The following is a 26,650-nucleotide window of genomic DNA, read 5'->3' on the forward strand; positions in this document are numbered from 1 at the left end:
CCGACATCATCGCCCGCATCTCCGATATGCCGGTCTCGCGCCTGCACGAGTTGCTGCCGTGGGAATGGGACGGGGCCACGCCCCTGGTCAAGGTCGCTTGACCGCGGCCTCCAGCGAATGCTTACTCCTCTCTTGATCAAGGCTCGATCGCGCGTGCTCAAGAGCCCTGCTGATTGGGCCAGTCACTGTCGATTTCCGTTGGTCAGGACATAAGCGTCATCCGAAATGCGCACAGGGTCTCAGGTCGACCGATGGCTGGCAGCATCGCGTCAGCATGGGCAGCGCACCCTGCACCACTTCACTTTGCAAGGTGGCATGGGTCAGCAGAATTCCAATTCAAGGTGCATTGGATTGAGACCGCTCATGTCCAGGACCGAAGCCATCCTAAACTGAAGCAACCGGTAAGGGAAGACGACGGTCAAGGTTGATGATCCAGTCGCTCACAACGCAGGCTTGGGTTCACCATTCAGATCTACAAAACAAGGAGCGACCTCGGAAAGCGCGGCTAAATGCGCATCTGTAGTGTTAGGCATTGCAGGCTGATGCTTCCCATTATCCTCTCTTCGTGATTTGCTCAAATTCTGCAAATCACTTCAAGTAATTCTTTTCACAAGGTTGGTCTTGCGTGGTGTCACTCTTCATGCTGCACCTTTCGACCGCTTTGGGCGCAAAAGCTTAATTGCTGGAAGCAGGATCAAGATGATAGCAATCACGGTAATCGGACCTGCTATCGGCCTGGTGAAAAAGATCATTGGATCGCCCGATGACAAAAGCAGGGATTGGCGCATTGTAGGTTCGGCAATCGGGCCAAGCACGATTGCAAGTACAGCAGGTGCAAGCGGATAGTCGAACTTGCGCAAGAAGAATGCAGCAAGCCCAAAAATTACGATCAGCCAGAGATCATGCAGGCTGCGCGATGCGGCAAACCCACCTACGATGGAGAGGACGAAAATCAGGGGTGCAAGGATGGTGAACGGCATCCGAAGCATCCAGACGAAGAGGGGGATGAAGGCGAGGTTGATGAAAAGCGCCGCAATGTTCGAGATGTAGAACGACCCGATCAAGCCCCACACAAATTCGCTCTCATCAACGAAAAGGCGGGGGCCAGGTGTCAGACCCCAGATCACCATGCCACCTAGCAAGATCGCCGTTGTTGGAGATCCCGGGATGCCCAATGTGAGCATCGGCAACATGGACCCTGTAGACGCGGCGTTGTTGGCAGCCTCAGGAGCTGCAACCCCGTCGGGCGACCCTTTGCCATATTCGTCACGGTTTTTTGAGACCATTTTGGCAACACCATAGGACATCAGTGACCCCGGCGTGGCACCTGCGGCCGGCAAAACACCGACAAAGAAACCAAGAATCGAACCAATCCAAGTTCCTTTCCAGCCTCTTCGGACTGCTTCCTTGGTGTCAGACAGCATGCCTTTTGCTGTCATTTTGGGATTTGTCGTCGTAACCTCCCCACGCGTCTGCTCGATGGTCCAAAGCATTTCCCCGATGCCATAGACCCCGATGGCGAGCACGATGAAGCCTATCCCACGCAAAAAGCCCTGGATGTCAAAAAGCACGAGGCGCGGTTCGCCAGAGATGGTGTCAAATCCGACGGTCGCCAGCACCAGACCAAGGCAGATCGAGAAGATCGTCTTGGGAATATCATCCCCACCAAGACCCACAAAGGTCGCAAAAGCCAAAAGCATCAGTGCAAAGATCTCTGGAGGCCCGAATGAGAGCGCCATATTGGCAAGCAACGGGGCAAAGAGCGTAAACAGAATGTTTGCAACCGTGCCACCCACAAAAGAAGCCAGTGCCGCAGTCACCAATGCAAGACTGGCTCGCCCTTGGAGCGCCAAAGGTCGTCCGTCAAATGTTGTGGCAACCGCGGTAGATGCGCCGGGTATTCCCATGGTTATCGATGAAATCGCACCGCCATACATGGCGCCATAATAGATTGCAGCAAGAAATATGATGGCGGAGCCCGGCGGAACCAGAAACGTGATTGGCAAAAGAATTGCTACGCCGTTCACAGACCCCAGACCGGGCATTGCTCCGATGAAAAGACCGACCGTTACGCCAATCAAGATCAAAAGCAGATTGATCGGTTCAAGTGCAACTAAAATACCGTCGGCCAAAAATGACAGAACTTCCATGGTGATCCTCGGTTCGGAGCTGGGTCAGTAAATGATGTCGTACATCAGATCGAAAAATGGCTGCGTGAAGGGCAGACCTTGTGGCATCGAAATCTGCATCGCGCCCTCAAAAAAGAAGAACAACGCGAAGGGAAGGGTGACTGCCATCGTAAGCGTCAACATCCAAGAATGCCGACCCAGGAAGCGCAGGTAATAGACCAAGAACAGTCCAACCGCGCCATACATCGACACGATTGCAATCAATGCAACGAAGCCCACAATACCACCGCCGACAAGGATGACAGAGCGCCATCCAAAATCATCCATCAGTGGTTCATCCGATACCGAAGCAGGACTCTTGCCGCGCCACCAGTTCCAAGCAATGGCAACACAGCTCAGAAGCATACCGACTGACAACCAGAATGGCCAAAATCCGCCACCAGGGCCTTGGCCACGGATGTAGCCGATGGGAAGCTCGGTGCTCTTCCACATCAGATACATGGAAAAGAGGGCAAGGAGCCCTGCAAGTGATATTTCACCTTGGCGCATCTCTGCCCCCTTTCCTTAGGTTTGGCTTAGCCGTCAATTTCGGACAGAAGCTTGCGATGGTTTGCAACTTGGGTTGCCCAATATGCCCGCGTTTGCGCTTCATCCATCGGCAGAGGGGACAGGCTTTCAGAGGTCAGATAGGATTGCCAATCCTCACTTTCATAGACCTTGCCGAAGACGTCGCGGTAATAAGCTGCGGCTTCGTCAGACATGCCTGGCGCACCAACGATGGCACGCTGATTGTAGTATGAAAAGTCATGCCCCTTTTCCTTCATGGTTGGCACGTCGGGGAAGGTTTCCATACGCTCGTCAGAAAAGACCAGAAGTGGCACAAAGTCGCCCGCCTCGTAAAAACCCTTGGCTTCGGCTGGATTGTTCACAGTTGCCATGATCTGCTGGCCAGCGAGGTCCTTTGCCACCGCACCGCCGCCGTCATACGGAATGTACTTGATATCAAGGCCAAAGGCGCCGGACATGTAAGCGATCACAATCGAGTCTTCCTGACCGGTGCCAGTGCCCCCCATGACGTACTCACCGTCCATTTCCTTGACCTTCGCGATAAACTCTTCAAAGGTCGTGATGCCAGAGTCCTTGTGGACCCAAAGCACGAAAGGATCGACGCCCATCATGGTGATCGGTGTAAAGGCTTCAATATCGACGCCCAAACCTTCTTGACGGATCGGCGTTGTGTAAAACGAGTTGAGCGTGACCATCAGAGTATGGTCCGCGTCGCGGGCATCTTTAAGGTGCAATAGCGACTCCGCGCCCGAGCCGCCACCGCGGTTGGTCGGGACCAGCGGGCGGCTCATCATGTCATTCGCTTCGACAACGGACTGCACGAAACGCGCGATCTGATCGGCGCCGCCACCGGGGCCTGCCATGATCGTGAAATCAATGGGGCGTTTGGGCTGCCACTCCTGGGCCAGAGCTGAAATCGGCAGTGTCGCAAGGGCAGTGCCTGCAGCCATTCCCAGGAAAAATCTTTTGGTCAGTTTCATAGTGTACTCCTCCCTAAAATGCCCGGTTTCCCGGACCAGTCGTTTCCGCGTAATGTGCGGGCTTCGGATTTGGGGATTGCCCCCGTCGTCGGCCTTGGTGCGGCCAAAGAGATGATTCAGTGCGCCATCAAGATGGGCATCTCTGTCTTGTCCACGATGCGCTCGGTGTTGCCCCCGAAGAGCATTTCCGTCTCGTGGCTGTGGCTGTAGGCTCCAATAACGAGCAGGCTGGCCCCAACACTTTTGCTTGTCTCGAGAAGTTCGGTCGCGGCGTCTTTGCCCTTGAAGCGTACAACCTCAGCAATGATGCCGCGGAGCGCGTAGTAATCCACGAGCTCTTCTACTGTTGGTCCGTGGGACTGCACCTTTCCACCAGTCAAGATACTGACGCGCTTGGCCGCGTGGACAATATCCAAAGATGATGCAACGGCGCGGGCAGCAGGCAGTGATCCATTCCAGCCGACCGCCACATGCTGTGCGAAGGTTTCGTCAGGCTGCAACTGTCCCGGACAGATCAGCACAGGGCGGCCCGCCCCATAAAGCGCGGCCTTCAAAGAGCTTTGACCGAGGTTGCGTTCACGCTGGGGCTTTGGCAGAACGATAAGATCAGACAGCCGACCGGCGTGCTTGACAACATCGGCCATTCGGCCGTGCACTTCTGCAAAGGTGCACGTCGCCGTGCCATCTACAATGGCGTTTTCCTCCAGCCCGAAATCCTGCGCCAAACGGTGCAGTATTTTCCGGAGATGGTCTTCCTGACGGTTCGCAAGCTCAACTGCCTGCTCAACCATCACCTTGCGCGCGAAATCGCTCAGGGCAATGCCCGGCGGGATCAGATCATTGGCTTGTGCACGGCAATGTACGACATTGACCTGTGCTTGGTGTTGCTTTGCGAGTTCTGCCGCATGAGCAAGCACAGTCGCAACCATGCCATCACCGCGCACCGGGACCAAAATGGATTTCAACATCGCCCGAGATCTCTCCTGCCTTTTTAAGTCGCTCTAGATCCGCGGTCTCATCTGGCGAAACATGCCATTTGACTAAAACGCCGTCCCTGTTGTTCACGTCAAACTATGCGCAGGATTGTTTCGTCAAGAAATAAATTATTGAAATTTCCTTGCGCACTCATTTTTGCTAAGTTTTTAAGCCTTTGTTAAACGTATATTTTTCTGTATCCAAAGGTATACCACGCTTTTGGGAAGCACAGGGTGCTCGTTCTGAACCAACAACGAGCAATCCGACACTGTTCAAATTCGAATCGTGCATGCACAGCTGTCGGCCTGATCCTTCTGCGCTCGGCTGACGCCGTCGAGGATGATCGGATCAAACCTGGCGAGGGTGGCCGCCTCTGGCGCAAGATCCCGGCGTATTGTTTCAAACCCCTGCGCCATGTCTGTGTTCAGGGATGAGAAGACGCGCTTGCCAGCCTCGACGAGAGCATGGCCCTGGTGGCGCTTCCGATTTCAGCCACTTTGCCACGCTACGGCGCTTGAACCCGGTCCGTCGTTCGATCTCGCTGCAAGACGGCCGCTCCTCTCGAAGCGCATTTATCGTTGTGGAGATTTCTTTTCGGGACCCGCGATGGGCCAAGCATGACCGCTGCAGGTCAATGTGTGTGCTGATGTTGCTCGCATCTGGCAGAAGCGCTCGGCAGGCTGCGCGACCATGCAGGTTCATCTGTTCTTCGATGGCCTGTCGCAGATCTTGTACAAGACGGACCCTGTCAGCGGCTTGCAGAGCCTGAGGGGCGCCTTCGTGAGCGGCCTTTGCATAAAGGCCGCAACGGTCCCTGCTGACCAACTGAAAACGTCCGGTGCGGGCAAGCGGACACCAACATTGGCGGCGGCAAACCTGGAGTGCCACTGTCACACCGTCTCCATGTGCGGGAAAATCCTGCAGCCGCCGATGCCACCATCGGTGACGGCTTGGAGAATGCAACCGACAGTCCGGGCCGATGCCCCCTGTGTCAGAGGGCCTGATACAAGCCACCCGCCGGTATCGCTTGCTCAACGCTTTGAGCGGAAACATCGCTCCCGGGCGAGCGGTGCTTCTTCGAATGCACGGCTAGCCCGCCCGAATATTCCAATTTCAGGATAGGTGCGCCCCACAGGTTGAGGCAGAGCTGATTAAGGGGCAACGCGACAACAAGCAAACTAGCGTCGAAGGCGAAATGCTGTTCATCTTTGGGCTGTTCCAAGTCGCATGAAGCAGCCAGCCGCCTCGACACACGAGTGTCCAACGACGACTACCGCAGCAGTCCCGTTTGAACCTGATACGTGACATGACCATGGCGAGGACCCCGAAGCAGTCTCGGTGCCGGTTAAAGCGGCTATTTTGTTACGAACCGGTTGACCACTCGCCCACGAAAACGCGTCCCAAATGATGCAGATCAGTTTGGTGATTGATGGCGGTCGCTATCGTACAACTTTGGCAGATCTGGTTCGAAGCGCGAAACGGTTCAGGGATGGGAGCGGCGAAACTGGAGCAGAACATGACGAAGGTTTCTTCGGATCGGGACACCAAGGCACCGATCCCTTCCGCTCGGCTATCAGACACGTCCGGCCTGCCTGCCCTGCGTCCGGAGGCACCATCCTCTGCCGCGCCGGGCCGGGTGCGGCGGCGCGTCTGGCCTTGGGGTGTGGCGCTTGGTCTTGCTCTCGCGGGGGCTGCCGCGCTCTATCTGCAACCCTGGTCCAATGCGCCTGTTGCGGTTGTCGTGGAAACGGTTGAACTGGCGCCGGTTACGCGGGTTCTTGCCGTCAATGGCCGCATCGCCGCCCTGCATTCGGTTGATATACGCGCGCTGGCGGGCGGCACATTACGCGATCTGCCCCTGGCCGAGGGCGACAGCGTGAGGCAGGGCGACATCCTGGCCCGCATCGATGCCGCAAACCAGCAAGCGATCCTGCGGCAGGCGGTGGCGGGGCTGGATGCCGCGCTGGTGTCCGAGGCGCGAGCGCAGGATGCGCTGGACCGGGCCGTGGCGCTGGGGCAGAACATCGCCCGCACCGAACGCGACGCCGCCGAACGCGCGCTTTTGACTGCCGCGCAAGAAGTGGCGCGCGCCACCGCACAGGTCGATCAGGCGCAAGTGCACCTGGACAACCATACGCTGCACGCGCCGATGGCCGGAACGGTGCTGGCGCTGAATGTCGAGCCGGGACAGACCATCGACCCGGCGACCATTTTGATGACCCTTGCTAACCTCGACCAGCTGATCGTCGAGACCGATGTGGACGAGGCCTATGCGACGCAGATCCGCGCGGGCCAGCCTGCTGTCCTGCAATTGGCGGGCGAGGCTGTGACACGCCCAGGTCGGGTCAGCTACGTGTCGCGACGCGTCGATGCAGGCACTGGCGGATTGGCGGTGGAGCTGTCCCTTGACGCGGTGGTGCGCGCACCTGTCGGGCTGACCGTGAGCACGAATATCGTGGTCGATGAAAGGTCCGCCGCGATCACCGCGCCGCGTGCCGCCATCGACGGGGAGGCTGTTTTCGTCGTGACCGATGGGGTCGCCACCCGCCGCCCCGTGGCCGTGATCGACTGGCCCGCCGCGCGGCTGATCGTGACCGAGGGGCTGGAGCCGGGGGATGCTCTGATCACCGACGCCGCAGGTCTGGCGGACGGGCAGGCGGTCCGGGTCACGGTGCCCTGATGCTGTACGGACTCAAGATCGCGACCCGCTACCTGACAGCCAGCAAGGCGCAGACAGCACTTCTGGTGCTGGGTGTCGCGGTGGGGGTGTTCATCTTCATCTTCATGTCGGCGCTCATCGGCGGTCTGGCGGAATTCATCCTGTCGCGCACCGTGGGTGACATCAGCCATATCACGATCCAAGCCGAAGACCCCGATCCGGCGGTTCTGATCGACGACGATGGTCATGTGCTGGCCGCCATCGAACGCGGCCGCGCACGCACCGCGACCCTGCCCGATGCCGCCACCTATCTGCCCCTGATCAAGAGCGTGCCAGGTGTCGTCGCCGTGTCGCCCCAGATCGGTGGAGCGGGGTTTCTGGCACGCGGCGCGCAGGTGGCGCAGGTCAGCGTCACCGGGCTGGAACCGGGGCGCGAATCCGCGATCCTGAACCTGCGCGGCTACATCGTCGAAGGGTCGGAACGGCTGGGATCCGGCATCGTCGTTCTGGGCGAGACACTGGCCGACGACCTGTCGCTTCGGTTGGGCCAGACGCTGCGCCTGCAATCCTCGACGGGGGCGTCGGCGGTCCTGACGGTGGGGGGCATCTATGACACCGGCAACGGCATGATCGACGGCAGCAGCGTCTATGTCAGCCTGCCGACCGCGCGCACGCTCTTCGCGCTTCCGCAAGGCGTCACGCGGATCGAGATCAAGCTTTCGGACCTCAATGCCGCCGATACCACGGCGCTGCGGATCGCGGCGCTGACGGGGCTTGATGCGGTGCCCTGGACCGACGGGGCCGAACAGTTGATGGAGGCGCTCGATGCGCAGGCGCAGACAGGCTATTTCCTCAAGACCTTCGCGCTCATCACCATCGTGATCGGTGTTGCCTCGGCACTCCTTCTGTCCACCTATCGCCGCCGCCCAGAGATCGGGATCATGCGGGCGATGGGGGCGGGGCGGGGCTTTGTGATCTTCGTCTTCGTCACCCAAGGCGCATTGGTCGGACTTCTGGGCGGTCTGTCGGGTGCTGCGCTGGGGTACCTGGCGCTCTTGCCTTTCCCGTCGCGCGACGCGTTCGAGGCGGGAACCCTGCCGATGGACATCACCCAGGGGTCTTACGGGCTGGCCATCACCCTGACGGTGATCGGCGCGATCCTTGCGTCGATCCTGCCCGCACGGTCGGCGGCACGGGTCGATCCTGTCACGGCGATCGGGCAATGACCGCGCTGCTCGAGGTTTCGGATCTCTTCAAGACCTTCGGGTCGGGCGAGGCGGAAACCCGCGTTCTGCGCGGCCTGTCGCTGACCCTTGCGGTGGGAGAGATGGCAGCCCTTCTTGGCCCATCAGGGTCGGGCAAGAGCACGCTTCTGACCATTCTCGGCACGCTGATGAAACCGACATCGGGCTGCTATACCATGCTGGGACAGGACCTCGTGACAGCCGACGACCGTGCGCTGACCGAATTTCGCAACCGTCATATCGGGTTCGTCTTCCAGTTCCACAATCTGCTGCCCGATTTCACCGCGCTGGAAAACGTTGTGTTCCCGACCGCCGTCCGCGAGGGGCGCGAGACGGAGCAGGCACGCGAACGTGGGCGCGAGCTCTTGGTGCGGATGGGCCTTGAAGCGCGCGTCGATTTCCCGTCGGCCAACCTGTCGGGCGGGCAAAAACAGCGCGTCGCCGTGGCCCGCGCGCTGATGAACCGGCCCGAGCTGGTACTTGCGGATGAGCCCACCGGCAATCTTGACCGCGACTCGGCCATGCAGGTGATGGACCTGATCGCCGAAATCAACCGCGACGAGGGCACGACATTCCTGATCTCGACCCATGACGAGAAGATCGCAAGCCTCTGCGCCCGGCAGATCGTTGTGGGCGACGGTCTGGTCACAGGCTGACCGTTTGTGTCCGGTCTCCTGTTTCGTTAGAAACAGATGATCGAGGTTAGCAGATGGGTGGCACGAATGTGGCACTCTGCACTCACAGGTCGTGGATGACATCTGCGGCGCAACGCATCGAAAGGCGACCGGACATGCATGTGGAAATCAGCACGGACAACACGATCAACGGAAGCGAAGCCCTGATCGCGGACCTGACCGCCGCGATCCAGCACGAGCTTGGACATTTCGACGCGCATGTAACGCGCGTGGAGGTCCATCTTCAGGACACGAACGCCGGCAAGTCCGGACCTGATGACATAGAATGTACGCTTGAGGTGCGGCTGAAAGGGCAGCAGCCCGTCATCACCAAGGATGCGTCCGATACCTTGGACAAAGCCACCAAGGGTGCTTCGACCAAGATGAAGGCGTTGCTGACAACAACGCTGGGCAAGCTGTCCGAGCGCCGCTGACCCTGTCCTTGCGGGCATGGGCCGAGACCGGCGCAACGTAGCGTATGAGACGAAAGGCAGTGTATCATGGCAACCGAAGACACGCTTTGGGCGATGGAAGAACGGTTCTGGATGCAAGGCGCGGACAGCGCGCGGACGATGACGGCCAAGGGCGCGGTTTTCGTCTTCCCATACCCTGTGGGCATTTTGCAGGGCGACCAGATCTGGCGCGAAAATCTGGTGGCTCAGCGGTGGCGGTCGGTCGAATTTTCCGAACGGTGCTTCAACCGGGAACAGGGTGTCGGCATCCTGGCGTATCGTGTCTCGGCCGAGCGTGAGGGTGATCCGATCTACGAGGCTTTTTGCACCTCGTCCTACTTGAACGATAACGGCACGTGGTTGCGGGTTTCGCACCAGCAAACACCGGTACAAACGGCACAACCATCCTGAGGTGATCTTGGGCCTGTCGTTTTTGGGTCAGGATGCATTGATTTCGGTCGCAATGCCTGAGTCACGGCTCCGAAAAATGGAGCTGTGACATGAGTGACTTTTTTTGGCTTCGCGACGCGCAAATGGCACGTCTCCAACCTTTCTTTCCGAAGTCGCGCGGAATGCCGCGGGGCGATGACAAGCGCGTTCTGAGCAGGATAATCTTCAACAACCGCAATGGGTTAAGGGGCGCGATCCCCTGCAGCCTATGGCCCGCACACGACGCTTTACAGACGCTGGAAGTGTTGGAGCGAGAAGGGCATCTTCGCTCTGATGATGGTCGGGCCGGTTGCGGAACATGGTGAGACGAAGACTGTGATGATCGCTGCAACATACCTCAAGGCACACCGAACTGCGACCAGCATGGTTGCCAAAAAAGGGGGGCGTCGCCGCCCGACCTGAATATGCTCGTAGACACAACAAGTTGGCAGACATGGGTCCGCTTTGGACCGGTCCCTAAAGGGTGCGTATCGCCGCACATGCGAACTCGATCTGGATCGCATTGGTCAGTATCGGCTCGGGCAGCAACCGATTTTCGACTTGGGTGACCGCAAACTGAATTTCAGCGCAGCTCCGCTTGGCCGCTGCCAGCCCAAGGCGGACCCGATCAGTCGCTCTTTTTTTCTTGCGCAGCGCCCGCAGGTCGGCGGAAAGCGGGTTTTCGCCGCAGGTGTGCGCCAGTCTGCTCAAGTCGAAATAAGCGGACTTTCAGAATTCCCCAGATATCAGTTCTTCAACGCAACGCAGCAAGCTGGCTCCGAACACAGACGTGCCGGTCGCCTTTTTTCAGAGATTGCATGCGCGATTGGCTGGTGCCAGTTCATGTACCGTCGTTTGACTGGGTTGGCCTCCAATCTTTTTCAACGGCCACAAAGGGGGCTTCGCAAAGAGTCGTGCCAATGGATGAACGGTCCGACACGCCGCTGAAAACGATAGGCCATGTCTCATTTCATCAAATCACGGAATGCTGCACCGTATCCGATTGCGGGTATGGGCTCAGGTATCAAGCCGTCCCCATCAATGCGGATGCCCCGATGGCAAAGGAGAGATAGCGGCCAGACGCTAACACGATGAGCATCATGATGAGCGTGCTCATCAACATGGCAGAGGCAGTTGCCTGTGCGCCTGGCTCGGGCCGTTTGGCAAGCCCGGACAGGTAGAACAGGGCCGGCGGCAACCGGACCGGGAGCATCATCGCCAGGATCATGCCGAGCCAAGGAGGAAAAGCCCGACCAGCAGTGCGTGTGTGCCCCACCTGCGCCGCGCGGCGACGCGGCGTGAGGCCATGACGTCATTTTTCACGCGCCCGCGCCAATTGGGCGGCGGCCGTGGCGCTGGCAAACGGGTTCACGTACAGCTTGTCGTGGCTTTCGACGCCCACGTCGACAACGCAGTCCTCTTTCGGGCGCGCCACGCAAAGCAAGACGTAGCCTTCTTCGGACTGACGTTTGTTCAATGCCGTACCATTTGGTTGCCTGACCGAACCCGAGATCATCCGGGCGGCACAGGTGATGCAGCCGCCGTACCGGCAGGCGATCGGCAGAACATGGCCCGCCGCTTCGACGACGTCGATGATCGGTTCATCTTCGCCGATCATGAAAGATAAACCGCCGCGATTTCGGAGCGTTACTTTGTGTTTGCGCATGTCTCCTCCGAGTAGATGGCCCCCGGCCCCGAAGGTCCGGGAAGAACGGGGAGGCTGGTCAGACCCAGATATCGGAGGAGCAATCGCCGCCCGGATAACGCGTTTCATGCGCCCGCGCGGGCCCGTGCGGTTCGTCGTTGAAATCGACGAGAAAGTTGTCGCGGATCGTCATGCCGCCATTTTCATTGTCGCAATCCACGATCAGCATGATGCCGCCCTTGTCCTTCATCGACGGGTAGAACTGGTTGTCCCAAGTCGAGAAGAGCGACGTCGTGACATAGAGTCGCTTGCCATCAAGCGACAGCTGGATCATCTGCGGCGCACCATCAACGGTGCGGCCGTTTACCTCGTGCGCCTTGCCCAGAAGCCCGCCGATCCAGACTTGGCCGGTCAACTGAGGATTGGCTGGGTCGGAGATGTCATACTGCCTCAGATCCCCGTGCAGCCAGTTCGAGAAGTAAAGATACTTGTCGTCCATCGACACCAGAATATCGGTGATCAGGCTCGGCATCGGAACGGGGAAGCCTTCGACATCCACGGGCGGCACGTCGATGATCTTGTTAATTTCAATTTTGCCGTTGTCCTTGTGGTAATGAAAGATGTTCGATGCCAGGGCGGCCCCGACAAAACCATGGGTGCTTTCGGGATTATGGTGGAAACGGGCCTCCAGCGGGATCATCCCTTCCTCGCCCAAGTCGATGGATTGTTCCACCTTGCGGTTCTTGAAGTCCCAGAAATGGATGTGCTGGCCGTATTTTCCCCGCGCCACGTCTTCGAGGTCAAAGCCCGGCATGAAGGTGTTGGGCGAGGCCCATTCGGTGGAGATCATCATGTTGTGGCGCGGCTGATACCAGAAGTCGTAGTTGTACTTCATGTCGCCGAGGTCGTTTTCCCAGCGCCCGATGATGTTGAAATCCTTGTCCAGATGCAGGAACCCGCCGGGCCCATTGCCGTCGGCATCGCCCAGCATCGACACGATGATGTCGGCACCGAGACAATGCACGGTGTGCGGGGCGGACAGGTTGGTCTTGGCCTTGATGTCCTCCCCGTCGATGGTCTTGAAGAGTGTTGGCCTGCGTGGATCGGTGGCAGTATCAACAATGTAGAAATTGGTGGTGCGCACGCCCGGGATGATCAGGTACTTGCGCTCCATGCTGCCGTCGGTGTTGCACGAGGAACAGGCGTTCCAGCCCATGTGGTGCAACTCGTCTCCGACGACTGGCATTTCGGTCCGATGGATCACCTCGCCGTAGGTCGGACTCTCCTCGTCAACGTCGATGGTGGCCAGGTAGTCGGGTTTCTCGATCCCGGTCCCGGTATAGATGCAGATTGTGTAGACAACTTTCTCGCGCGGTGCCTTGATCGCTTCTTGCGGCGAGGCATAGCCAGGCCCTGCGCAGCAGCTCCCATTGTCTTCTGTCATGTCATTCCTCCTCTAATGTTGACGTCGTGATTGGCCTTCTTGTTGTCGCACTGGCTTGAGCAGCGGGATGTCGGCTTCTTCAATCTGCGCCACATTGAACAACTGGATCGCGGCGCTTCTCCTCTCAGCGATTTGTATCAGTTCTTCGCCCAGATCATTGCGATAGGCCGCCTCGAAGCGGCGGACGGGGCCGACCACGCCAACACTGAACGATGCGCCGATATGGCCGATGAGCACCGGTTCTGCGACGCTGGAGACACCGATATCAATTTCTTGATGGCATTCGGCATGGCCTTGTTTCGCTATCTGTTCGAATTCAGCCTCACGGCACGCTTTCGTGGATTTGGTATATTTCGTGCAGGCGCCGAGCGCGCCGGACGGGTCGTCCGGCGTTTCGACGTGGATGATTTCGACCTGACGGCTGCGAAAACGGGCGAGGAACACGATGTCTTCGAACTTGGCTGCTGCCACCTTGAGCGCTGGCGCACAGGCACGGTGCACGTCAATGTCGGATTTTCCCAGCAGAGCGATCCGGATCAGGCGCTCTCCGACGATACAATGCGAGCTGCCGCCCAGGTCGTCGATCAGCCGATGTTTCGCCCGGGTTTGCAGCAGACGGTAGCAGGTGGGCCGCGGCAGTCCTGTTGCCTTCTGGACTTCCGCCGCGGTCAGCCCGCGGCCGGCAATGGCAACTACTTCAAGAATTGCGATGAGGCGATCCAAATGCATATAGACTCTCATGTATCGAGTCACTGTCCCAAATGATGGCCCCTGCATAGCGCTGACGCAAGGAAAGTCTGGAGCCGAGCCCGGTTTCCGCCGGATCTGCCCGCCGCTCAAGAACACGATCGCCCTTGCCGCGATTGAGATCGCAAGCCTTCAAGAAGCGTACTGGCATGGATCACGAGGGCGCCATTTCGCCGACAGGTCCATCCGCCGACTACCCGAAGGCTGCGGTGCAAAGACTGCGGCAGAGTTCAGTACTATTGTGGCGCAAGGCGGATCTTTCCGAATGTCCTGGCACAACGTCTGGCCAAAAAAGATGCCGCCTGGCCCTTGAGGGCGCCTGATCCGCTGCCCGAGGTGATCCAGGCCGGAGCCAAGGAACTGCTGCGCACAGCGGTTCAAGTCGAAGTATCGGCGTTCATTGCCGATCATGCCCACTTGCTGGACGAAGAAGGCTGCCAGCGTCTTGTCCGCCACGGTTTTTGCCCGCGCGCGAGGTGATGACTGGGATCGGGACGGTGCCTGTTCAAGTTGCGCGCGTCCGTGATCGTGGCTCCAATGAGTATGGCACCAAGATCAAGTTCCGCTCTTCACTGGTCCCGGCGTATCTACGCAAGGCCAATTCGGTCGAGGAATTGCTGCCGTGGCTGTACCTGAAGGGTATTTCGACGGGCGACTTCAGTGAGGCGCTGGCTGCGTCAAACCTTACGTGAAGCGCGGGAAGAACGACGCGGTTGATGCTGAGGCAATCTGTGAAGCGGTTTGGCGCCCAGCCGGGCTTGTCCGCGGGCACACAATGGTTTCGGCAGATGGTCCCCACCGAAAACTTGTGGCACGTTGCGCAAATGGAAGAACTGCACCGAACGGTCAGGTTGCTCTACACCGGTCAAAGCCAGCGCGCCCGGCGGTTTCGCTATGGGCTGATCGTTTTCGATGCTGTGACCATCGCATATTTCATCGCAACCGCGGCGCTGCCTGCCACACCGGCAATGACAGCGCTGAACATTGGGCTTGGCCTGCTCATACTTCTGGACGTCGCGGCCCGTTTATGGATCTCCGATAACCTGCGCCGGGAACTGACGCGCATCTACACTCTTACTGATCTGGTCGTCGTGCTCTCCCTGCTCCTGGCACCGTTTATTACCGAGAGCTTCGCATTCCTTCGCGTGCTGCGGGCCCTGCGGCTGATCCACGCCTACCACCTGCTGCGTGATCTGCGGCGTGAAAGCCTGTTCTTCCGCCTCCACGAAGACGCGATCCTCGCTGCGGTCAATCTGTTTGTCTTTATCTTCATGACTACGTCACTTGTTTTTGTGCTCACTTTCGATGAATCCGCTGGCATCACGGGGTATGTCGACGCGCTCTATTTCACAGTGGCTACGCTCACGACGACGGGCTTTGGCGACATCACCATGACGACAACCGGCGGAAAGTTGTTGGCGGTTTTCATCATGGTCGTGGGCGTCGCACTTTTTGTGCAGTTGGCCCGCGCCATCTTCCAGCCCTCCAAGATCAAGCATAAATGCCCAGAATGCGGATTGAACCGCCACGAAACGGATGCGATTCACTGCAAGCATTGTGGTGAACCGTTGAAAATCGAAACGGAGGGCGACACTGGAACATAAACGCGCCAGCGTTTTTCAATCATCGTGTTAGCCGAGCGGAAACAAAAAGCGGTTGGAAAATTTTATAACCTGGACCAGCAATACTCCACGGAATGGCCGCCGCCCCCAACATAATTCCTGCTCCGGCCCCCAAGCCAACATCCAGCAGCCAGCAGCCAGCAGCCAACTCAGGTGCTGCGGCTGCGGCTCGCTTTCCAGCCATTCGCTGCCTGTGCGAAACTTTGGGTTAGCTGAACTCACAGTCTGCGGACCTTGACACCATTCGATGGGGTGGCTCGGTCACCGCTGCGCCTTGGATGAAGTTGACGTGGAAAAACGCCTGCATCAACATGTACGACAATCAAACGGGCAGAGACCCAGTCGACCGGGGCGGCGGCTCCATGATCTGGTTTTTCGTCGGCGGCTTGGTGGTTGCCGTGGTCGTGGTCGGCTATTTCGTCATAGATGATGGTATCATTGCGAAGCCGTCCGCACCGTCAGGCGGCAATGTCTCGATAGATTTCGAAACCGCCCTTGGGCCGGCAGCAGACGCGGCTCCGGTGGCTGCGCCCACGGACGGGGCACCAGAGCCTGCGGCTCCGGTTGACTGAACGATCTGACGGGTCGTGCAAACTGAAGCTCTGGCCTGACGACGCGCGAAATTGCTTTTGGGTTTCAGCGACAACAGGTTAGAGAGGCCGCGTCTGTTTTTCGACTTTTTTGCTCTACCAGGTTCCATCGCCGCCACGCGCGTGGTAGCCTGTATTGAGCCGCAATCAAACGGGTCGCAAAAATACTCGACCGTGCGGAAGATCCCGATTGTGGAATGCGAGTGTTGATCTATTGGTGTCATCTCGCTTTTGCATGGCATCTCCAACGCTTTTAACGTCATAAGATGACATTGCTGGCATCAAGGCCTGTTGCGCAGCCCAGAGGACATCAGACCAACATGTGCCCAGCACCAGTGGCGGACGGTGCCAGCCGCGGGTTTATCATCCCGATCGGCGGCGGCGAAGACCGCATCAAGGAAATGCAGATCCATCGCCGGTTCGTGGAACTTTCGGGTGGGTCGAACGCGTCGATCGTGGTCATCCCGACAGCATCCTTGCTGCACGAGACCGGTCAGAACTACCGTCGCATCTTCAGCAGGCTTGGTGCGGGAAATGTTAATTTCCTGCAAATCACCCGTCGGGCCGATTGCAACAATCCCGAATTCTCGGAAATGTTGGACAATGCGACTGGCATATTCATGACTGGCGGCAACCAGTTGCGGCTGTCCGCCATCCTCGGGGGCACTCTTGTCGCGCAAAAGATCAGGCGCCGGAACGCCGAAGGCATTCCAGTCGCGGGAACCTCTGCGGGTGCGTCGATCATGTCAGAGCATATGGTGGCCGGGGGCGCGGGCAATGAGCCGCCCGCTGAGGGCAAGGTCTCCTTGGCTCCTGGCATCGGCCTTACCAACAGTGTCATCATTGACCAACATTTCACCCAAAGAAATCGTTTGGGACGTCTTTTGACGGCGTCGTCCTACAATCCCTTCTTGATCGGATTGGGGATAGATGAAGACACCGCCGCGTTCATCGGGGCCGACAACGTTCTGGAAGTCGTCGGCAGCGGCACGGTCACCGTTGTGGACGCCAGCCAGATGACCCATTCGTCCATCTGGGATGCCAAGCCCGGCCAGGCGCTGAGTTTGTTGGGCCTGCGGCTCGACGTGTTGGGCGAAGGGTGCCGTTACGATCTCAAAGCCCGTATCGGATATCCGCCCAAAGATCATACGGTGATCGGCGCCTTGCCCACCGCCAACGACAAGAATTCCGAATAACGCGGAGCTTCGTCAAACAGATAGGAAAATATGTGAAGATAGTCTCCACCAATGTGTTTGTCGGCCCGAACGTCTGGGCGGTGTTTCCGGTCATACGGCACGTCGTAGATCTGGGGATATTGGAAGACTGGCCTTCTGCAAAAATCGGATCGGAGTTTGTCGAGGGACTGGTCGAGGCCCTGCCCGGACTTTCCGATCATGGCTGTTCCTACAGCACAACAGGCGGATTTCTGCGCCGTCTGCGCGAAGACGAAGGCACATGGATGGGTCATATCCTGGAGCATTGTGCCATCGAAGTGCAGAATGTCGCTGGAACCGATGTCACCTTCGGGCGGACGCGGGGAACAGGCGTAACGGGCCAGTACAACATGGTCTATGCCTACCGCCAGCGCGACGTGGGATTGGCAGCGGGAGCACTGGCACTCAAGCTGCTGATGCATCTCTTGCCGCAGTCGTTGCGCGAGCGTATCGATTTTCCCTTCGATCCCGCCTTTGACTGGCAGGAGGAATTGCGCAGCTTCGTGCTGCATGCCCAACGCAAGGAGTTCGGGCCGTCGACCGGTGCGCTGGTTCGGGCAGCGCAAGATCGTGACATCCCGTGGCTTCGACTGAACGAAGGGTCTTTGGTCCAATTCGGGCACGGCAAATATCAGCAGCGCATTCAGGCCACTATCACCTCCGAGACACGCCACATCGCCGTGGAAATTTCCTGCGACAAGGAGGACACTCACAATCTCCTGAGCGATCTGGGGCTGCCCGTACCATTGCAACGTATCGTGTACAGCGCCGCAGAAGCCGTTCAGGCTGCCCATAAAATCGGGTGGCCGGTCGTGGTCAAACCGCTTGATGCCAACCACGGGCGGGGTGTGTCCATCAATTTGACGAAAGAAGATGAGGTCGTCGCAGGATTTACCGAAGCGGAGCTGCATTCGAAAAGTGCGGCCATTCTGGTCGAGAGCTTTGTGACTGGCTTCGATCATCGGATGCTGGTTGTGAACAACAAACTGGTTGCCGTGGCCAAACGTGTGCCCGGCCATGTGGTCGGCGACGGCAATCACACGATTGGCGACCTTGTGACGGCGGTCAATCAGGACCCGCGCCGAGGTATCGGGCACCAGAAGGTGCTCACAATGCTCGAGATCGACAATCAGGCGAAGCGACTGATAGCCGATGCCGGACATACCATTGATACGGTGCTGCCCGCCGGGGAAGTGTTCTATTTGAGATCCACCGCGAACCTGTCCACCGGAGGTACGGCAATTGATCTGACCGATGTCGTCCACCCTGACAACCGCGACATGGCAGAGCGCGCGATCATGGCAGTTGGTCTGGATGTCGGCGGCGTCGACTTCCTGATCGAGGACATCACCCGGTCCTACAAGGAGATCGGGGGCGCGATCGTCGAAGTCAACGCGGCCCCCGGATTCCGCATGCATGTCGCACCATCCGAAGGGCAGCCGCGGGATGTCGCAGGCTCGGTCATCGATATGCTGTTTCCGCTCGGGCAGGAAAGCCGCATCCCGATCGCGGCGATCACCGGAACGAACGGGAAAACGACAACCTCGCGCATGTTGGGTCATATCCTGAAGGCCAGCGGCAAGATTGTCGGCATGACGTCGACCGACGGGGTCTATGTGGACGGCAAACTCAGCGTCAAGGGTGACATGACAGGCCCTAAATCTGCCCAGATGGTTTTGCGCGATCCCACCGTCGATTTCGCAGTGATGGAAACGGCCCGCGGCGGCCTTGTCCGGAGTGGCCTCGGCTTCAGGCATTCCGACGTTGCGGCCTGTTTGAACGTGACGGGCGATCACCTTGGTCTGGGCGGCATCGACACCGTCGAACAGCTGGCCGTGGTAAAGCGTATCGTCATCGAAAGTGCCACAAAAACGGCAGTGCTGAACGCCGATGACATAAACTGCCTGAAGATGGCGGACTATGCAGATGTCAGTTCAATCTTCTACGTCACCGTCAACCCCAACCACACCTTGGTCAAGGAACACATCAAGGCCGGCGGACAGGCAATCGTTCTTGAACAGGGCATGAGTGGTGACATGCTCACAATCTATGACAACGGTTTGCACATGCCCGTTCTATGGTCACATGTGATCCCTGCCACTCTTGAAGGCAAGGCGGTGCACAACGTTCAGAATGCCATGTTTGCAGCTGCGATGGCGTATAGTTTCGGTGTTGATCTGGATAACATCCGCCACGGCCTTCGGACCTTCGATACCACTTATTTTCAGGCGCCGGGGCGAATGAACGTTTTCGACGAACACCCGTTCAAGGTGATCCTCGACTATGGCCATAACCCCGCCGCATTGGGGGCGATGGCGGGTCTGGCCGAGCGGCTCGAGGTCAAGGGTCAGCGTATTGTCGTCCTGTCCGTTCCCGGCGACCGTCGCGATCAGGATGTGGCCGAGGCCGCGAAGATCCTGTCCGGAAAATTCGACCATTACATCTGCAAGGCCGACGACGATCGTCGCAAACGTGGCCACGACGAAATCCCTCAAATGTTCAAGGCAGAGTTTCTCCGGAACGGCATATCCGAAGATCAAATCTCGGTTGTCCCGAACGAGGAAGACGCGGTTGCCACCAGCCTCAAGATGGCTCGGGCAGGCGATCTGGTGGTCATCTTCGGTGACAACAGTCCACGATGCTGGAAACAGATCATCTACTTCAATGCAGGTGAAAAAAAGGAAGGCGGTGCTTCAAAACCCGTAACGGCGACCAGCAGTGTCGCCTTCGAAGACATGATAGACAATGACCTGACCATCATACGCGATGGCCGTGGTGTCAGATTGGCCAGAGATCGCGTTGAAGATGGGGATTGAACCGGGCACCCATATCGACCGGATCGCAAGGCTCGAGGCCGCCCTTGATATCCGGTGGGCCGAAATCGACCGTGTTCATGTCGATCACCCCCGACGTCTGACCGGTCCGGGTCATTTGTGGATTCATCCCGGCGCTGTGACTGATGTCTTCTTCGATGATCTCGATCCTGACGTTCTCATCGCGTTGTGGAACAAACACGCGCGAAAGGTGCTGGATGCAGTCGGTTGGCATGACCAGGGCCTGATCCATCGCGTTTTTCAGGGCGGGGTCAGCCTTGCGATTTCCGCGCCAATGGATCAGCTCTATTCGGCGACTTTCGTCGTCAAGACGGCATGGCATTATTGCGCGGCCGCGCTTTCCGATACCGCAAGCCTGCCATTTGAGGACATGATCCATGATCTGAAACGCGTCATGGCCCAAGAGGCAAATCCGGCACTGATCGCGCTGATCGAGGCAGCGTCCATACATGGCGTCGATATCCTGTGCGATGATGAGAACGTGTCGCTGGGGCATGGAATTGGATCGCGGACGTGGCCCGCCGATGACTTGCCAACCCCGGCACAGGTCGGCTGGTCAGACATCAATGACGTGCCTGTGGCCTTGGTGACAGGGACAAACGGCAAGACCACCACCACCCGTTTGTGCGCGGCGATTGCCACCGCTGCCGAAAAGATCGCGGGCCTCACATCCACCGACGTGGTGCAGGTTGGCGGCGATATCCTTGATCGCGGAGATTATTCCGGTCCGGGGGGCGGACGGATGATGCTGCGCGATACACGTGTCGAACTGGGGTGTCTGGAAGTCGCGCGCGGCGGCATCCTGCGGCGAGGTTTGCCGACACGTCGCGCCCGTGTGGCTGTGGTGACAAACATCGCCGCGGATCACTTGGACGAATATGGCATCACGACGCTGGCAGAACTGGCCGAGGTCAAATTCGCCGTCGCGCGGGCGTTGGTGAGTGACGGCGTTCTGGTCTTGAATGCCAACGATCCAATTGCTGTGGAGGAAGCCGCAAAGATCGCGACTCCGGTTTGGTGGTTCTCGCATGATCCGGCAGCACCTCTGATCAGGCAGGCACAAGGCCGCGGTACCCCCTGTTCCTATATCAAGAACGGTGTTTTGACTTTTCATGACGGCGTTGCAGAAACGTTCACAATCGCTGTCGCGGACGTGCCTGTCACCCTTCAAGGCGCCGCGAGGCACAACGTGCAGAACGTATTGGCGGCCATCTGCGTCTGCACCGCACTTGGCATATCAGACCATGCGATCCGGGCAGGGCTTTCGGGCTTCGTGTCCGATCACAAGGACAACCCCGGCCGCTTCAATGAATTCCAGTACAAAGGTGCACGGGTATTCGTTGATTTTGCACACAATACCCATTCGATCGCAGCGATTTCCGACGCCCTTTCATCCATTCCCTCGAACCGCCGGTTCATCATGCTCAGTCAGCCCGGGGACCACAGCGATCAGGATATCGCGGATGTGACGCATGCCGCCCTTCAATTTCGGCCCGATATCATCGTCGCCGCCGAGATCGAAGATTATCTGCGTGGTCGCGATTTGGGCGAAACGACCAGCCTGATCAAGGCCTCTGCCATTGCGGGCAACACTGACCCCGAATCCATCCTGAGCGCCGACTCTGCGGCCAGCGGTGCCAAGATGATTCTCGACTTGCTGCAACCGGGTGATCTGGCTTTGCTTTTGGTGTTGTCGGATCGTCAGGCAGTGTTCGATTTGTTGATGGAACACCTACGGTGAGAGTGACGCAGAAAAACGATATCGGCGGCAATCATCCAATCCCGCGCTGTCCGGCAAAATTCTTCACTTCGTCATCGGTAGTCCATCGGAGGATGGATGACATCGCTACGGCGACTTCGGACCTCTCTACGACAGACGGCTTTTTCTTGCCTTGCCGCAATATGTTCAATCGAGACCCGGGGTCACTTCTGCTCAGTTCAACATCATAGAGCACTACATACTGATATTTCCAGAATTGCAGGTCATTTTCAAAACAGACACGACACAATATTTGAACGTCGGTTCCTTTCCGAGGGCGCAGACAAAACCTTATGTTGCCGGAGACGGGGCAATGATCGTATTCAACTTGAGAGCGTGCCGATCGCCGCATGTCGGTCCGAGCATCAGTTACGGGTGCTGCGTTTGGAAAGCACGGTAATCCGCACATTCCGCCAACGCTACCAAGAGGCTTCGCGGCTGCAACGAGAACCGATCACATGCGGTGAACGGCAGGAAGCTCACGCTTCCTGCCAATTGGACCTTTATCCGAGCAACCCGGTTGAACCAGAAGCATATCGGGAATCTCATGTCTGGCGTGGAATACTACTCTCCCGAACCCGCTTCGCCGGTGAAGAAAAGCCGAACCAAAAAGAACAAGAACACAATGATTGCAAGAACGGTGCCCCAAGACACAGAAGGTCGATTTTGGGTGATTTGAATGGACTCGCCCTGAGAAAGGCGGCGGTTCGGCAACAAGGATGCGAGCTTTTTCGCAATCGCGTGGTGGTCTTGGCGAAGCGATGGGATATCGATGCATCGTGCCAGCAGCTGACTGAGCCTCTGAACGGCGGCGTCACGGCTAAGTGCCCCAAGGCTTGCGGCTTCGTCCCAGGGATCAAGTTTCAGCCGCGCCAGAACCGACAACACGCTGACGCTACGGCCCCCGTGATCATCGCCTACAGTTGCATAAAGAAATTTTTCGAAATCTGGGTCATGCGGGTTGAGGATCGTGGATGCGGACATCGTGGCCTCCATTGCCTTGGGGAGGATCGCACTGTGCAGCCGATCCAGTGTCCGACCGGACATCGCGTCCGCATTCGGTTGGTTCAAGGACTCTATACCTCGCGAGGCTTAAACAGGCTGACGCAGATCAGTCAGACGCTTCAATGACGCGCTACCGCGCGTCGATTGACACTGCTGCACTCAGGACAATCCAGAGAATGTTGCGGTCCAGCGGCTGCCGATACTGATGCAACTGACTACAAAAGTCTTTTGAGCTTACAAGCGGCAGGGGGGCAGGGGGGGGCGACATCGGCTAGAAAAGTGATGTCTCGCTGAACATTTGGCGGGGTATTTTTCCGAGTACCAAGAAGTGTGCGGGCGTGTTGATCCTCAAAGCTTCGGCATTTCGGCGCGCTTCTCAGTCTCGGAACGTCCATGAAAGGACACTCTTACGTCAACCGAACAAACAAAAACTGCCGACAAGATGAAATCCGTCAAGGCAGCCTGGGACAAGGCGCCTTTCGACCCGAAGAAAGATTCGGCGCTGAAGCATTACCAGGCGGCCAAAAAGGCGAATACGGCAAGAAACGAGGAAGACACGAACAAGGAACTCGACGCGGCGACCCACGGTCTCGCGTGACGCCCGTTGCCTGACCGAACACCGGGCCCGCTCCCCAGTAATGGCGGGCGGCCCTGTCGTTTCAGAACCGACCCGAGCTCATCCAGTACATGCTGAATCAATTTCGCAAGGTCCAACAGAAGGCCATGGTCGTGGACTACATTCTGGCACCCCAAAATATTGCCCTCCCGCACTCTCAAGCCCCTACTCCGATTTATTCGCGATATCGCCATTTGCCTGGAGGACGGTCGCACCCGCGCGCGATTTGCTCTGTCGCGATTTTCGGCACATGTCGCGCATGAAGGATACCATTCAAGATGGAACTTGAGAGCTTACCGGTTATTGTTCTGGTCGGCGGGATCACGGGCTTGCTTGCAGGCTTGATCGTCAAAGGTTAGGGCTACGGCCTTCCCGGCAATATCGTCGTGGGGATCATCTGGTCGTTTGTCGCCAGCCTGATCTTGTCGGAAATCGGACGGAACATTGAGACAGGTATCGCTGGTTCAATTGTCCATGCCACTTTCGGTGCGGTGATCCTTCTGGTGTTGTTGCGGGTGATCAAAAGAACTTGCCTCTTTTGCGTCAGGTTCCGCCTTTGATCTGCACAATAATCCCAAGATTGTACTGATCCAGATCAGTGTCGAAAGGCTCCAAAATGCAAAAACTGGTTTCATTGCGATACCCAGGCGCGGGAGTTCCCGCGCAAGGTGTTCGAGGAGAGTTGCGAACTGGACAAGGACGTCATCAAGGGAACACTCAAGCAGGTCAGGGAATGCATCGGCAAAGTTGCGAGCGATGCATCGCTTGAAGCTGAAGGCAAGATCGATCATGCCGAGGGCGCGCTTCGGAAGGCATTCGGCGAAACGAAGGATGTCCTGAACAAGGATTGATCACGCCGCCGTTGGCCCCGTCGCCATTTACCTCGTGCGGCGGGGCTGCTATTTTGGTGATGAAAACCTTGGTTGATGCAGGTGAGCGCGCGTTCCGAAGGTTGGCGGGCAGGTCGCGCCGCGACGCTTGATAGCATCGCGTTTATCAGTGCGACGACAGTGATGTGGCAATCATCCGGATCGCTGCCCGGAGCATTTAGAAAGACTCCTGCCGCGTCCCGCAACACGCCAACAATCTCGTGTTCGGGCAGCACGCCGCGGTCGATCATGGCGAAGAGCAGGGATTGGCAAATCGTCAGCGCTGCGGCTCAGGCGGCGTCTTTTGGTTCGCTCATGGTCGACGTCACTGTCGGATAAGGGTTACACAGGACCATTCCAAGTCCAAGGCTACAAAACGACAACCTAAACCAAGTCGGCTTTTTCGAACTGATCCACAGCAGCTTGGTCACACTTTCTCGGCCTCGTGTCATCGACAGCGAAACACGGCCTCACTATCTCGGAGTTCACGCCGTGCCACACCAGAGCGCACTGACACGAAAACTGCTGACCTTCGTCGCCCTGTCCGATCTGGACATCGAGACGCTGGCGCGTTTCTTCCAGCGCCGCAGAAGCTTTCTTGCCGGTCACGAAATGATCTATCAAGGTGAGAAGGATGCCTCGGCCTTTATCTTGGCCTCAGGCTGGGCCTATTCCTACAAGTTGCTCGCCAGCGGAGAACGACAGATCGTCGATTTCCAGGTTCCCGGCGATTTCCTTGGCTTGCGCAGCATTCTCTTTCGGACATCCGACCACAACATCGAGGCGATCACCCGCATCGAAGCTTCTGAAGTGCTGGCGTCCGATATTCTTGATGCTTTTTCGCATGCGCCGCGGCTGGCAACGGCCATTCTCTGGGCTGCATCACGCGACGAGGCTATGGTCGTGGAACACCTTGTCAATCTTGGTCGGCGCTCGGCGGAAGAACGCGTGGCACATCTCTTTCTGGAGCTGGGGACACGGTTGAAACTGGTTGGACTTGATGACGAAAATGGGTTCGATTGCCCGCTTACCCAATATCACCTTGCTGACGCACTGGGTCTCAGTGCTGTCCATGTCAATCGTGTGCTGCGTAATCTGCGTGAAGATGGCCTTGTAACCTTTCAGAAGGCGCGTGTGGTCTTCCACGATTTTGAAGGACTCAAGGCGCTGTCGGGCTTCGATACGGGCTATCTTGACCAGGACGGTCCTCTGCTGCGTTGATGTCCGGGTCAGCAGGCGTGTTGATGCCTGGCTTGAAACGCGCGAAAACCGGTTCATGTGAGGAGCGGGTAGTGTTCTTGCCGCCAATTTCCAATCGAGAAAAACAACGCTTTCGGAATTCGTCAAAGGTTGCTGATCTACATCAGCCTGATCACCTCAAGATTGTATTAGTGTCTGTTATCGCGATCGAATATCCGATCGCAATGCTGGCCAAATTCCGGAAACGAGAGACTTGAGGACGGACAAACCAAGTTTGTCCGAACCCCTTTTCCTGCAGTTCCGGACCCGGCCGAAAGGAATATCCAATGATTACGAAGAAGACACTTGGGGCTACAATTGCGACTCTGGTTCTGGCAACATCGGTGTCCGCGCAAACCAATGCGACCGCGTGGACCGATCTGAATTTGCGCGCCGGTCCGGGACCAACGTATGACATCCTGCATGTGATCCCTGCGGCGCAGGTGGTCGATGTTGATGGCTGTCTTGATGCCTCGAATTGGTGCAGCGTTACCCATGGCGAGTTCAAGGGCTGGGCGTCCGGCGAATACCTGACGGCGATGGTCGAGGCACCGATCTATTCGAACCGCGAACAATTGGCGGTTGGCACCGTGACCTATGAACGTGCTCCCGACGCTACCGTCGGTGGAGGTGCGGCCGGTGCTGTTGCTGGTGCATTGATTGCTGGCCCGATCGGTGCGGTGGTCGGGTTGGGTGTCGGGATGGGACTCGGCGCGGCAGCCACCCCCGAGGAGCGCGTGACGACCTATGTCCGGACGAACCCGGTCGACCAGATCTATCTCGATGGCGAAGTCGTGGTGGGTGCGGGCATCCCCGAGACAGTGCAGCTTTCGGAAGTTCCTGAAAGCGAATATTATTACGCATATGTCAACGGATTGCCTGTTCTGGTCGAGAAGGAACAACGACGCGTCGTATATATCGTGCGGTGACGTTCCATAGCCCTTCTGCAAGGCAATG

General features: G+C 57.9%; 25 protein-coding genes and 2 pseudogenes. 17 read left to right on the plus strand and 10 right to left on the minus strand.

The annotated features are described in order from the left end of the window. Window positions 1-638: 638 nt before the first annotated feature. The 4 genes from IEV82_RS13590 to IEV82_RS13605 form a co-directional block, all read right to left on the minus strand. Window positions 639-2,150 (minus strand): tripartite tricarboxylate transporter permease, encoded by a 1,512-nt coding sequence (locus tag IEV82_RS13590; RefSeq protein WP_188482589.1) that lies wholly within the window; start codon window positions 2,148-2,150, stop codon window positions 639-641. A gap of 24 nt (window positions 2,151-2,174) precedes the next feature. Beyond that, the gene (locus IEV82_RS13595; RefSeq protein ID WP_188482590.1) at window positions 2,175-2,678 is read right to left on the minus strand and encodes a tripartite tricarboxylate transporter TctB family protein; all 504 of its coding nucleotides are present in this window, start codon (window positions 2,676-2,678) and stop codon (window positions 2,175-2,177) included. 26 nt (window positions 2,679-2,704) lie between these two features. Beyond that, window positions 2,705-3,676, minus strand: a complete 972-nt coding sequence (locus tag IEV82_RS13600; RefSeq protein ID WP_188482591.1) for a Bug family tripartite tricarboxylate transporter substrate binding protein — start codon at window positions 3,674-3,676, stop codon at window positions 2,705-2,707. Window positions 3,677-3,792: 116 nt separating this feature from the next. Then, window positions 3,793-4,644, minus strand: a complete 852-nt coding sequence (locus IEV82_RS13605) for a universal stress protein (RefSeq protein WP_188482592.1) — start codon at window positions 4,642-4,644, stop codon at window positions 3,793-3,795. A gap of 1,523 nt (window positions 4,645-6,167) precedes the next feature. On the opposite strand from IEV82_RS13605, the gene IEV82_RS13610 reads away from it, so the two are divergent. The 6 genes and pseudogenes from IEV82_RS13610 to IEV82_RS13635 form a co-directional block, all read left to right on the plus strand. Beyond that, window positions 6,168-7,331, plus strand: coding sequence for an efflux RND transporter periplasmic adaptor subunit (locus tag IEV82_RS13610; RefSeq protein ID WP_188482593.1), 1,164 nt, complete (start codon window positions 6,168-6,170; stop codon window positions 7,329-7,331). After that, the gene (locus IEV82_RS13615) at window positions 7,331-8,536 is read left to right on the plus strand and encodes an ABC transporter permease (protein WP_188482594.1); all 1,206 of its coding nucleotides are present in this window, start codon (window positions 7,331-7,333) and stop codon (window positions 8,534-8,536) included. The genes IEV82_RS13610 and IEV82_RS13615 overlap by 1 nt, the downstream gene beginning before the upstream one ends. Beyond that, window positions 8,533-9,210: an ABC transporter ATP-binding protein gene (locus IEV82_RS13620; RefSeq protein ID WP_188482595.1), complete on the plus strand. Its 678-nt coding sequence runs from the start codon at window positions 8,533-8,535 to the stop codon at window positions 9,208-9,210. Before IEV82_RS13615 ends, IEV82_RS13620 begins: the two co-directional genes overlap by 4 nt. Window positions 9,211-9,344: 134 nt before the next feature. Continuing rightward, window positions 9,345-9,662 (plus strand): HPF/RaiA family ribosome-associated protein, encoded by a 318-nt coding sequence (locus tag IEV82_RS13625; RefSeq protein ID WP_188482596.1) that lies wholly within the window; start codon window positions 9,345-9,347, stop codon window positions 9,660-9,662. 66 nt (window positions 9,663-9,728) lie between these two features. Continuing rightward, window positions 9,729-10,091, plus strand: coding sequence for a hypothetical protein (locus IEV82_RS13630; protein ID WP_229747796.1), 363 nt, complete (start codon window positions 9,729-9,731; stop codon window positions 10,089-10,091). Between the two features lie 89 nt (window positions 10,092-10,180). Next, a pseudogene (locus IEV82_RS13635) lies at window positions 10,181-10,523 on the plus strand (transposase); the annotation flags it as partial. Window positions 10,524-10,586: 63 nt separating this feature from the next. On the opposite strand, the gene IEV82_RS13640 reads toward IEV82_RS13635, so the two are convergent. The 5 genes from IEV82_RS13640 to IEV82_RS13660 all read right to left on the minus strand — a co-directional run bounded on the left by IEV82_RS13640 (window position 10,587) and on the right by IEV82_RS13660 (window position 13,927). Continuing rightward, window positions 10,587-10,820 (minus strand): hypothetical protein, encoded by a 234-nt coding sequence (locus IEV82_RS13640; protein WP_188482597.1) that lies wholly within the window; start codon window positions 10,818-10,820, stop codon window positions 10,587-10,589. Between the two features lie 313 nt (window positions 10,821-11,133). Then, window positions 11,134-11,325: a hypothetical protein gene (locus IEV82_RS13645; RefSeq protein ID WP_188482598.1), complete on the minus strand. Its 192-nt coding sequence runs from the start codon at window positions 11,323-11,325 to the stop codon at window positions 11,134-11,136. A gap of 96 nt (window positions 11,326-11,421) precedes the next feature. Continuing rightward, window positions 11,422-11,727, minus strand: coding sequence for a 2Fe-2S iron-sulfur cluster-binding protein (locus IEV82_RS13650; protein ID WP_229747797.1), 306 nt, complete (start codon window positions 11,725-11,727; stop codon window positions 11,422-11,424). A 106-nt stretch (window positions 11,728-11,833) separates the two neighbouring features. Beyond that, window positions 11,834-13,198: a selenium-binding family protein gene (locus IEV82_RS13655; protein WP_188482600.1), complete on the minus strand. Its 1,365-nt coding sequence runs from the start codon at window positions 13,196-13,198 to the stop codon at window positions 11,834-11,836. Between the two features lie 12 nt (window positions 13,199-13,210). Continuing rightward, the gene (locus IEV82_RS13660) at window positions 13,211-13,927 is read right to left on the minus strand and encodes an IclR family transcriptional regulator (protein WP_188482601.1); all 717 of its coding nucleotides are present in this window, start codon (window positions 13,925-13,927) and stop codon (window positions 13,211-13,213) included. Between the two features lie 288 nt (window positions 13,928-14,215). Here IEV82_RS13660 and IEV82_RS24170 point away from each other — a divergent pair. From IEV82_RS24170 to IEV82_RS13690, 6 genes and pseudogenes are all read left to right on the plus strand, one after another. Continuing rightward, window positions 14,216-14,616 (plus strand): annotated as a pseudogene (locus tag IEV82_RS24170) (transposase); the annotation flags it as partial. Between the two features lie 153 nt (window positions 14,617-14,769). Next, the gene (locus IEV82_RS13670) at window positions 14,770-15,549 is read left to right on the plus strand and encodes an ion channel (protein ID WP_188482756.1); all 780 of its coding nucleotides are present in this window, start codon (window positions 14,770-14,772) and stop codon (window positions 15,547-15,549) included. A gap of 380 nt (window positions 15,550-15,929) precedes the next feature. Next, window positions 15,930-16,139 (plus strand): hypothetical protein, encoded by a 210-nt coding sequence (locus tag IEV82_RS13675; protein WP_188482602.1) that lies wholly within the window; start codon window positions 15,930-15,932, stop codon window positions 16,137-16,139. Window positions 16,140-16,477: 338 nt separating this feature from the next. Next, entirely contained in the window at window positions 16,478-17,353 is an 876-nt protein-coding gene (locus IEV82_RS13680) for a cyanophycinase (RefSeq protein WP_188482603.1), read from the plus strand. A gap of 80 nt (window positions 17,354-17,433) precedes the next feature. Further along, window positions 17,434-20,187, plus strand: coding sequence for a cyanophycin synthetase (gene cphA / locus IEV82_RS13685; protein WP_229747821.1), 2,754 nt, complete (start codon window positions 17,434-17,436; stop codon window positions 20,185-20,187). Next, the gene (locus IEV82_RS13690; protein ID WP_188482605.1) at window positions 20,147-21,946 is read left to right on the plus strand and encodes a Mur ligase family protein; all 1,800 of its coding nucleotides are present in this window, start codon (window positions 20,147-20,149) and stop codon (window positions 21,944-21,946) included. The genes cphA and IEV82_RS13690 overlap by 41 nt, the downstream gene beginning before the upstream one ends. Before the next feature lie 582 nt (window positions 21,947-22,528). Here IEV82_RS13690 and IEV82_RS13695 read toward each other — a convergent pair. Then, window positions 22,529-22,948, minus strand: a complete 420-nt coding sequence (locus tag IEV82_RS13695; protein ID WP_188482606.1) for a hypothetical protein — start codon at window positions 22,946-22,948, stop codon at window positions 22,529-22,531. A 463-nt stretch (window positions 22,949-23,411) separates the two neighbouring features. Between IEV82_RS13695 and IEV82_RS13700 the strand changes: the two genes are divergently transcribed. From IEV82_RS13700 to IEV82_RS13720, 5 genes are all read left to right on the plus strand, one after another. Continuing rightward, window positions 23,412-23,567 carry a hypothetical protein gene (locus IEV82_RS13700; RefSeq protein WP_188482607.1) on the plus strand — a complete coding sequence of 52 codons (156 nt, stop codon included), beginning with the start codon at window positions 23,412-23,414 and terminating at the stop codon, window positions 23,565-23,567. 404 nt (window positions 23,568-23,971) lie between these two features. Then, on the plus strand, window positions 23,972-24,145 hold the full coding sequence (locus IEV82_RS24020) for a GlsB/YeaQ/YmgE family stress response membrane protein (RefSeq protein WP_373285226.1): 174 nt from the start codon (window positions 23,972-23,974) through the stop codon (window positions 24,143-24,145). A gap of 108 nt (window positions 24,146-24,253) precedes the next feature. Next, on the plus strand, window positions 24,254-24,436 hold the full coding sequence (locus IEV82_RS24025) for a CsbD family protein (protein ID WP_373285227.1): 183 nt from the start codon (window positions 24,254-24,256) through the stop codon (window positions 24,434-24,436). A gap of 510 nt (window positions 24,437-24,946) precedes the next feature. Next, window positions 24,947-25,675: a Crp/Fnr family transcriptional regulator gene (locus IEV82_RS13715; RefSeq protein ID WP_188482608.1), complete on the plus strand. Its 729-nt coding sequence runs from the start codon at window positions 24,947-24,949 to the stop codon at window positions 25,673-25,675. 305 nt (window positions 25,676-25,980) lie between these two features. Then, complete coding sequence (locus tag IEV82_RS13720) at window positions 25,981-26,622, plus strand: DUF1236 domain-containing protein (protein ID WP_188482609.1); 642 nt, start codon at window positions 25,981-25,983, stop codon at window positions 26,620-26,622. Window positions 26,623-26,650: the final 28 nt, after the last annotated feature.

Source organism: Marivita lacus, assembly GCF_014637725.1.
Taxonomy (GTDB): Bacteria; Pseudomonadota; Alphaproteobacteria; order Rhodobacterales; family Rhodobacteraceae; genus Marivita; species Marivita lacus.

Bases quoted from the DNA above. Each gene is read 5' to 3' on its own strand.
- IEV82_RS13590 (WP_188482589.1), bottom strand. From the start codon at position 2,150: ATGGAAGTTCTGTCATTTTTGGCCGACGGTATTTTAGTTGCACTTGAA.
- IEV82_RS13595 (WP_188482590.1), bottom strand. From the start codon at position 2,678: ATGCGCCAAGGTGAAATATCACTTGCAGGGCTCCTTGCCCTCTTTTCC.
- IEV82_RS13600 (WP_188482591.1), bottom strand. From the start codon at position 3,676: ATGAAACTGACCAAAAGATTTTTCCTGGGAATGGCTGCAGGCACTGCC.
- IEV82_RS13605 (WP_188482592.1), bottom strand. From the start codon at position 4,644: ATGTTGAAATCCATTTTGGTCCCGGTGCGCGGTGATGGCATGGTTGCG.
- IEV82_RS13610 (WP_188482593.1), top strand. From the start codon at position 6,168: ATGACGAAGGTTTCTTCGGATCGGGACACCAAGGCACCGATCCCTTCC.
- IEV82_RS13615 (WP_188482594.1), top strand. From the start codon at position 7,331: ATGCTGTACGGACTCAAGATCGCGACCCGCTACCTGACAGCCAGCAAG.
- IEV82_RS13620 (WP_188482595.1), top strand. From the start codon at position 8,533: ATGACCGCGCTGCTCGAGGTTTCGGATCTCTTCAAGACCTTCGGGTCG.
- IEV82_RS13625 (WP_188482596.1), top strand. From the start codon at position 9,345: ATGCATGTGGAAATCAGCACGGACAACACGATCAACGGAAGCGAAGCC.
- IEV82_RS13630 (WP_229747796.1), top strand. From the start codon at position 9,729: ATGGCAACCGAAGACACGCTTTGGGCGATGGAAGAACGGTTCTGGATG.
- IEV82_RS13645 (WP_188482598.1), bottom strand. From the start codon at position 11,325: ATGATGCTCCCGGTCCGGTTGCCGCCGGCCCTGTTCTACCTGTCCGGG.
- IEV82_RS13650 (WP_229747797.1), bottom strand. From the start codon at position 11,727: ATGATCGGCGAAGATGAACCGATCATCGACGTCGTCGAAGCGGCGGGC.
- IEV82_RS13655 (WP_188482600.1), bottom strand. From the start codon at position 13,198: ATGACAGAAGACAATGGGAGCTGCTGCGCAGGGCCTGGCTATGCCTCG.
- IEV82_RS13660 (WP_188482601.1), bottom strand. From the start codon at position 13,927: ATGCATTTGGATCGCCTCATCGCAATTCTTGAAGTAGTTGCCATTGCC.
- IEV82_RS13670 (WP_188482756.1), top strand. From the start codon at position 14,770: ATGGAAGAACTGCACCGAACGGTCAGGTTGCTCTACACCGGTCAAAGC.
- IEV82_RS13675 (WP_188482602.1), top strand. From the start codon at position 15,930: ATGATCTGGTTTTTCGTCGGCGGCTTGGTGGTTGCCGTGGTCGTGGTC.
- IEV82_RS13680 (WP_188482603.1), top strand. From the start codon at position 16,478: ATGTGCCCAGCACCAGTGGCGGACGGTGCCAGCCGCGGGTTTATCATC.
- IEV82_RS13695 (WP_188482606.1), bottom strand. From the start codon at position 22,948: ATGTCCGCATCCACGATCCTCAACCCGCATGACCCAGATTTCGAAAAA.
- IEV82_RS13700 (WP_188482607.1), top strand. From the start codon at position 23,412: ATGAAATCCGTCAAGGCAGCCTGGGACAAGGCGCCTTTCGACCCGAAG.
- IEV82_RS13720 (WP_188482609.1), top strand. From the start codon at position 25,981: ATGATTACGAAGAAGACACTTGGGGCTACAATTGCGACTCTGGTTCTG.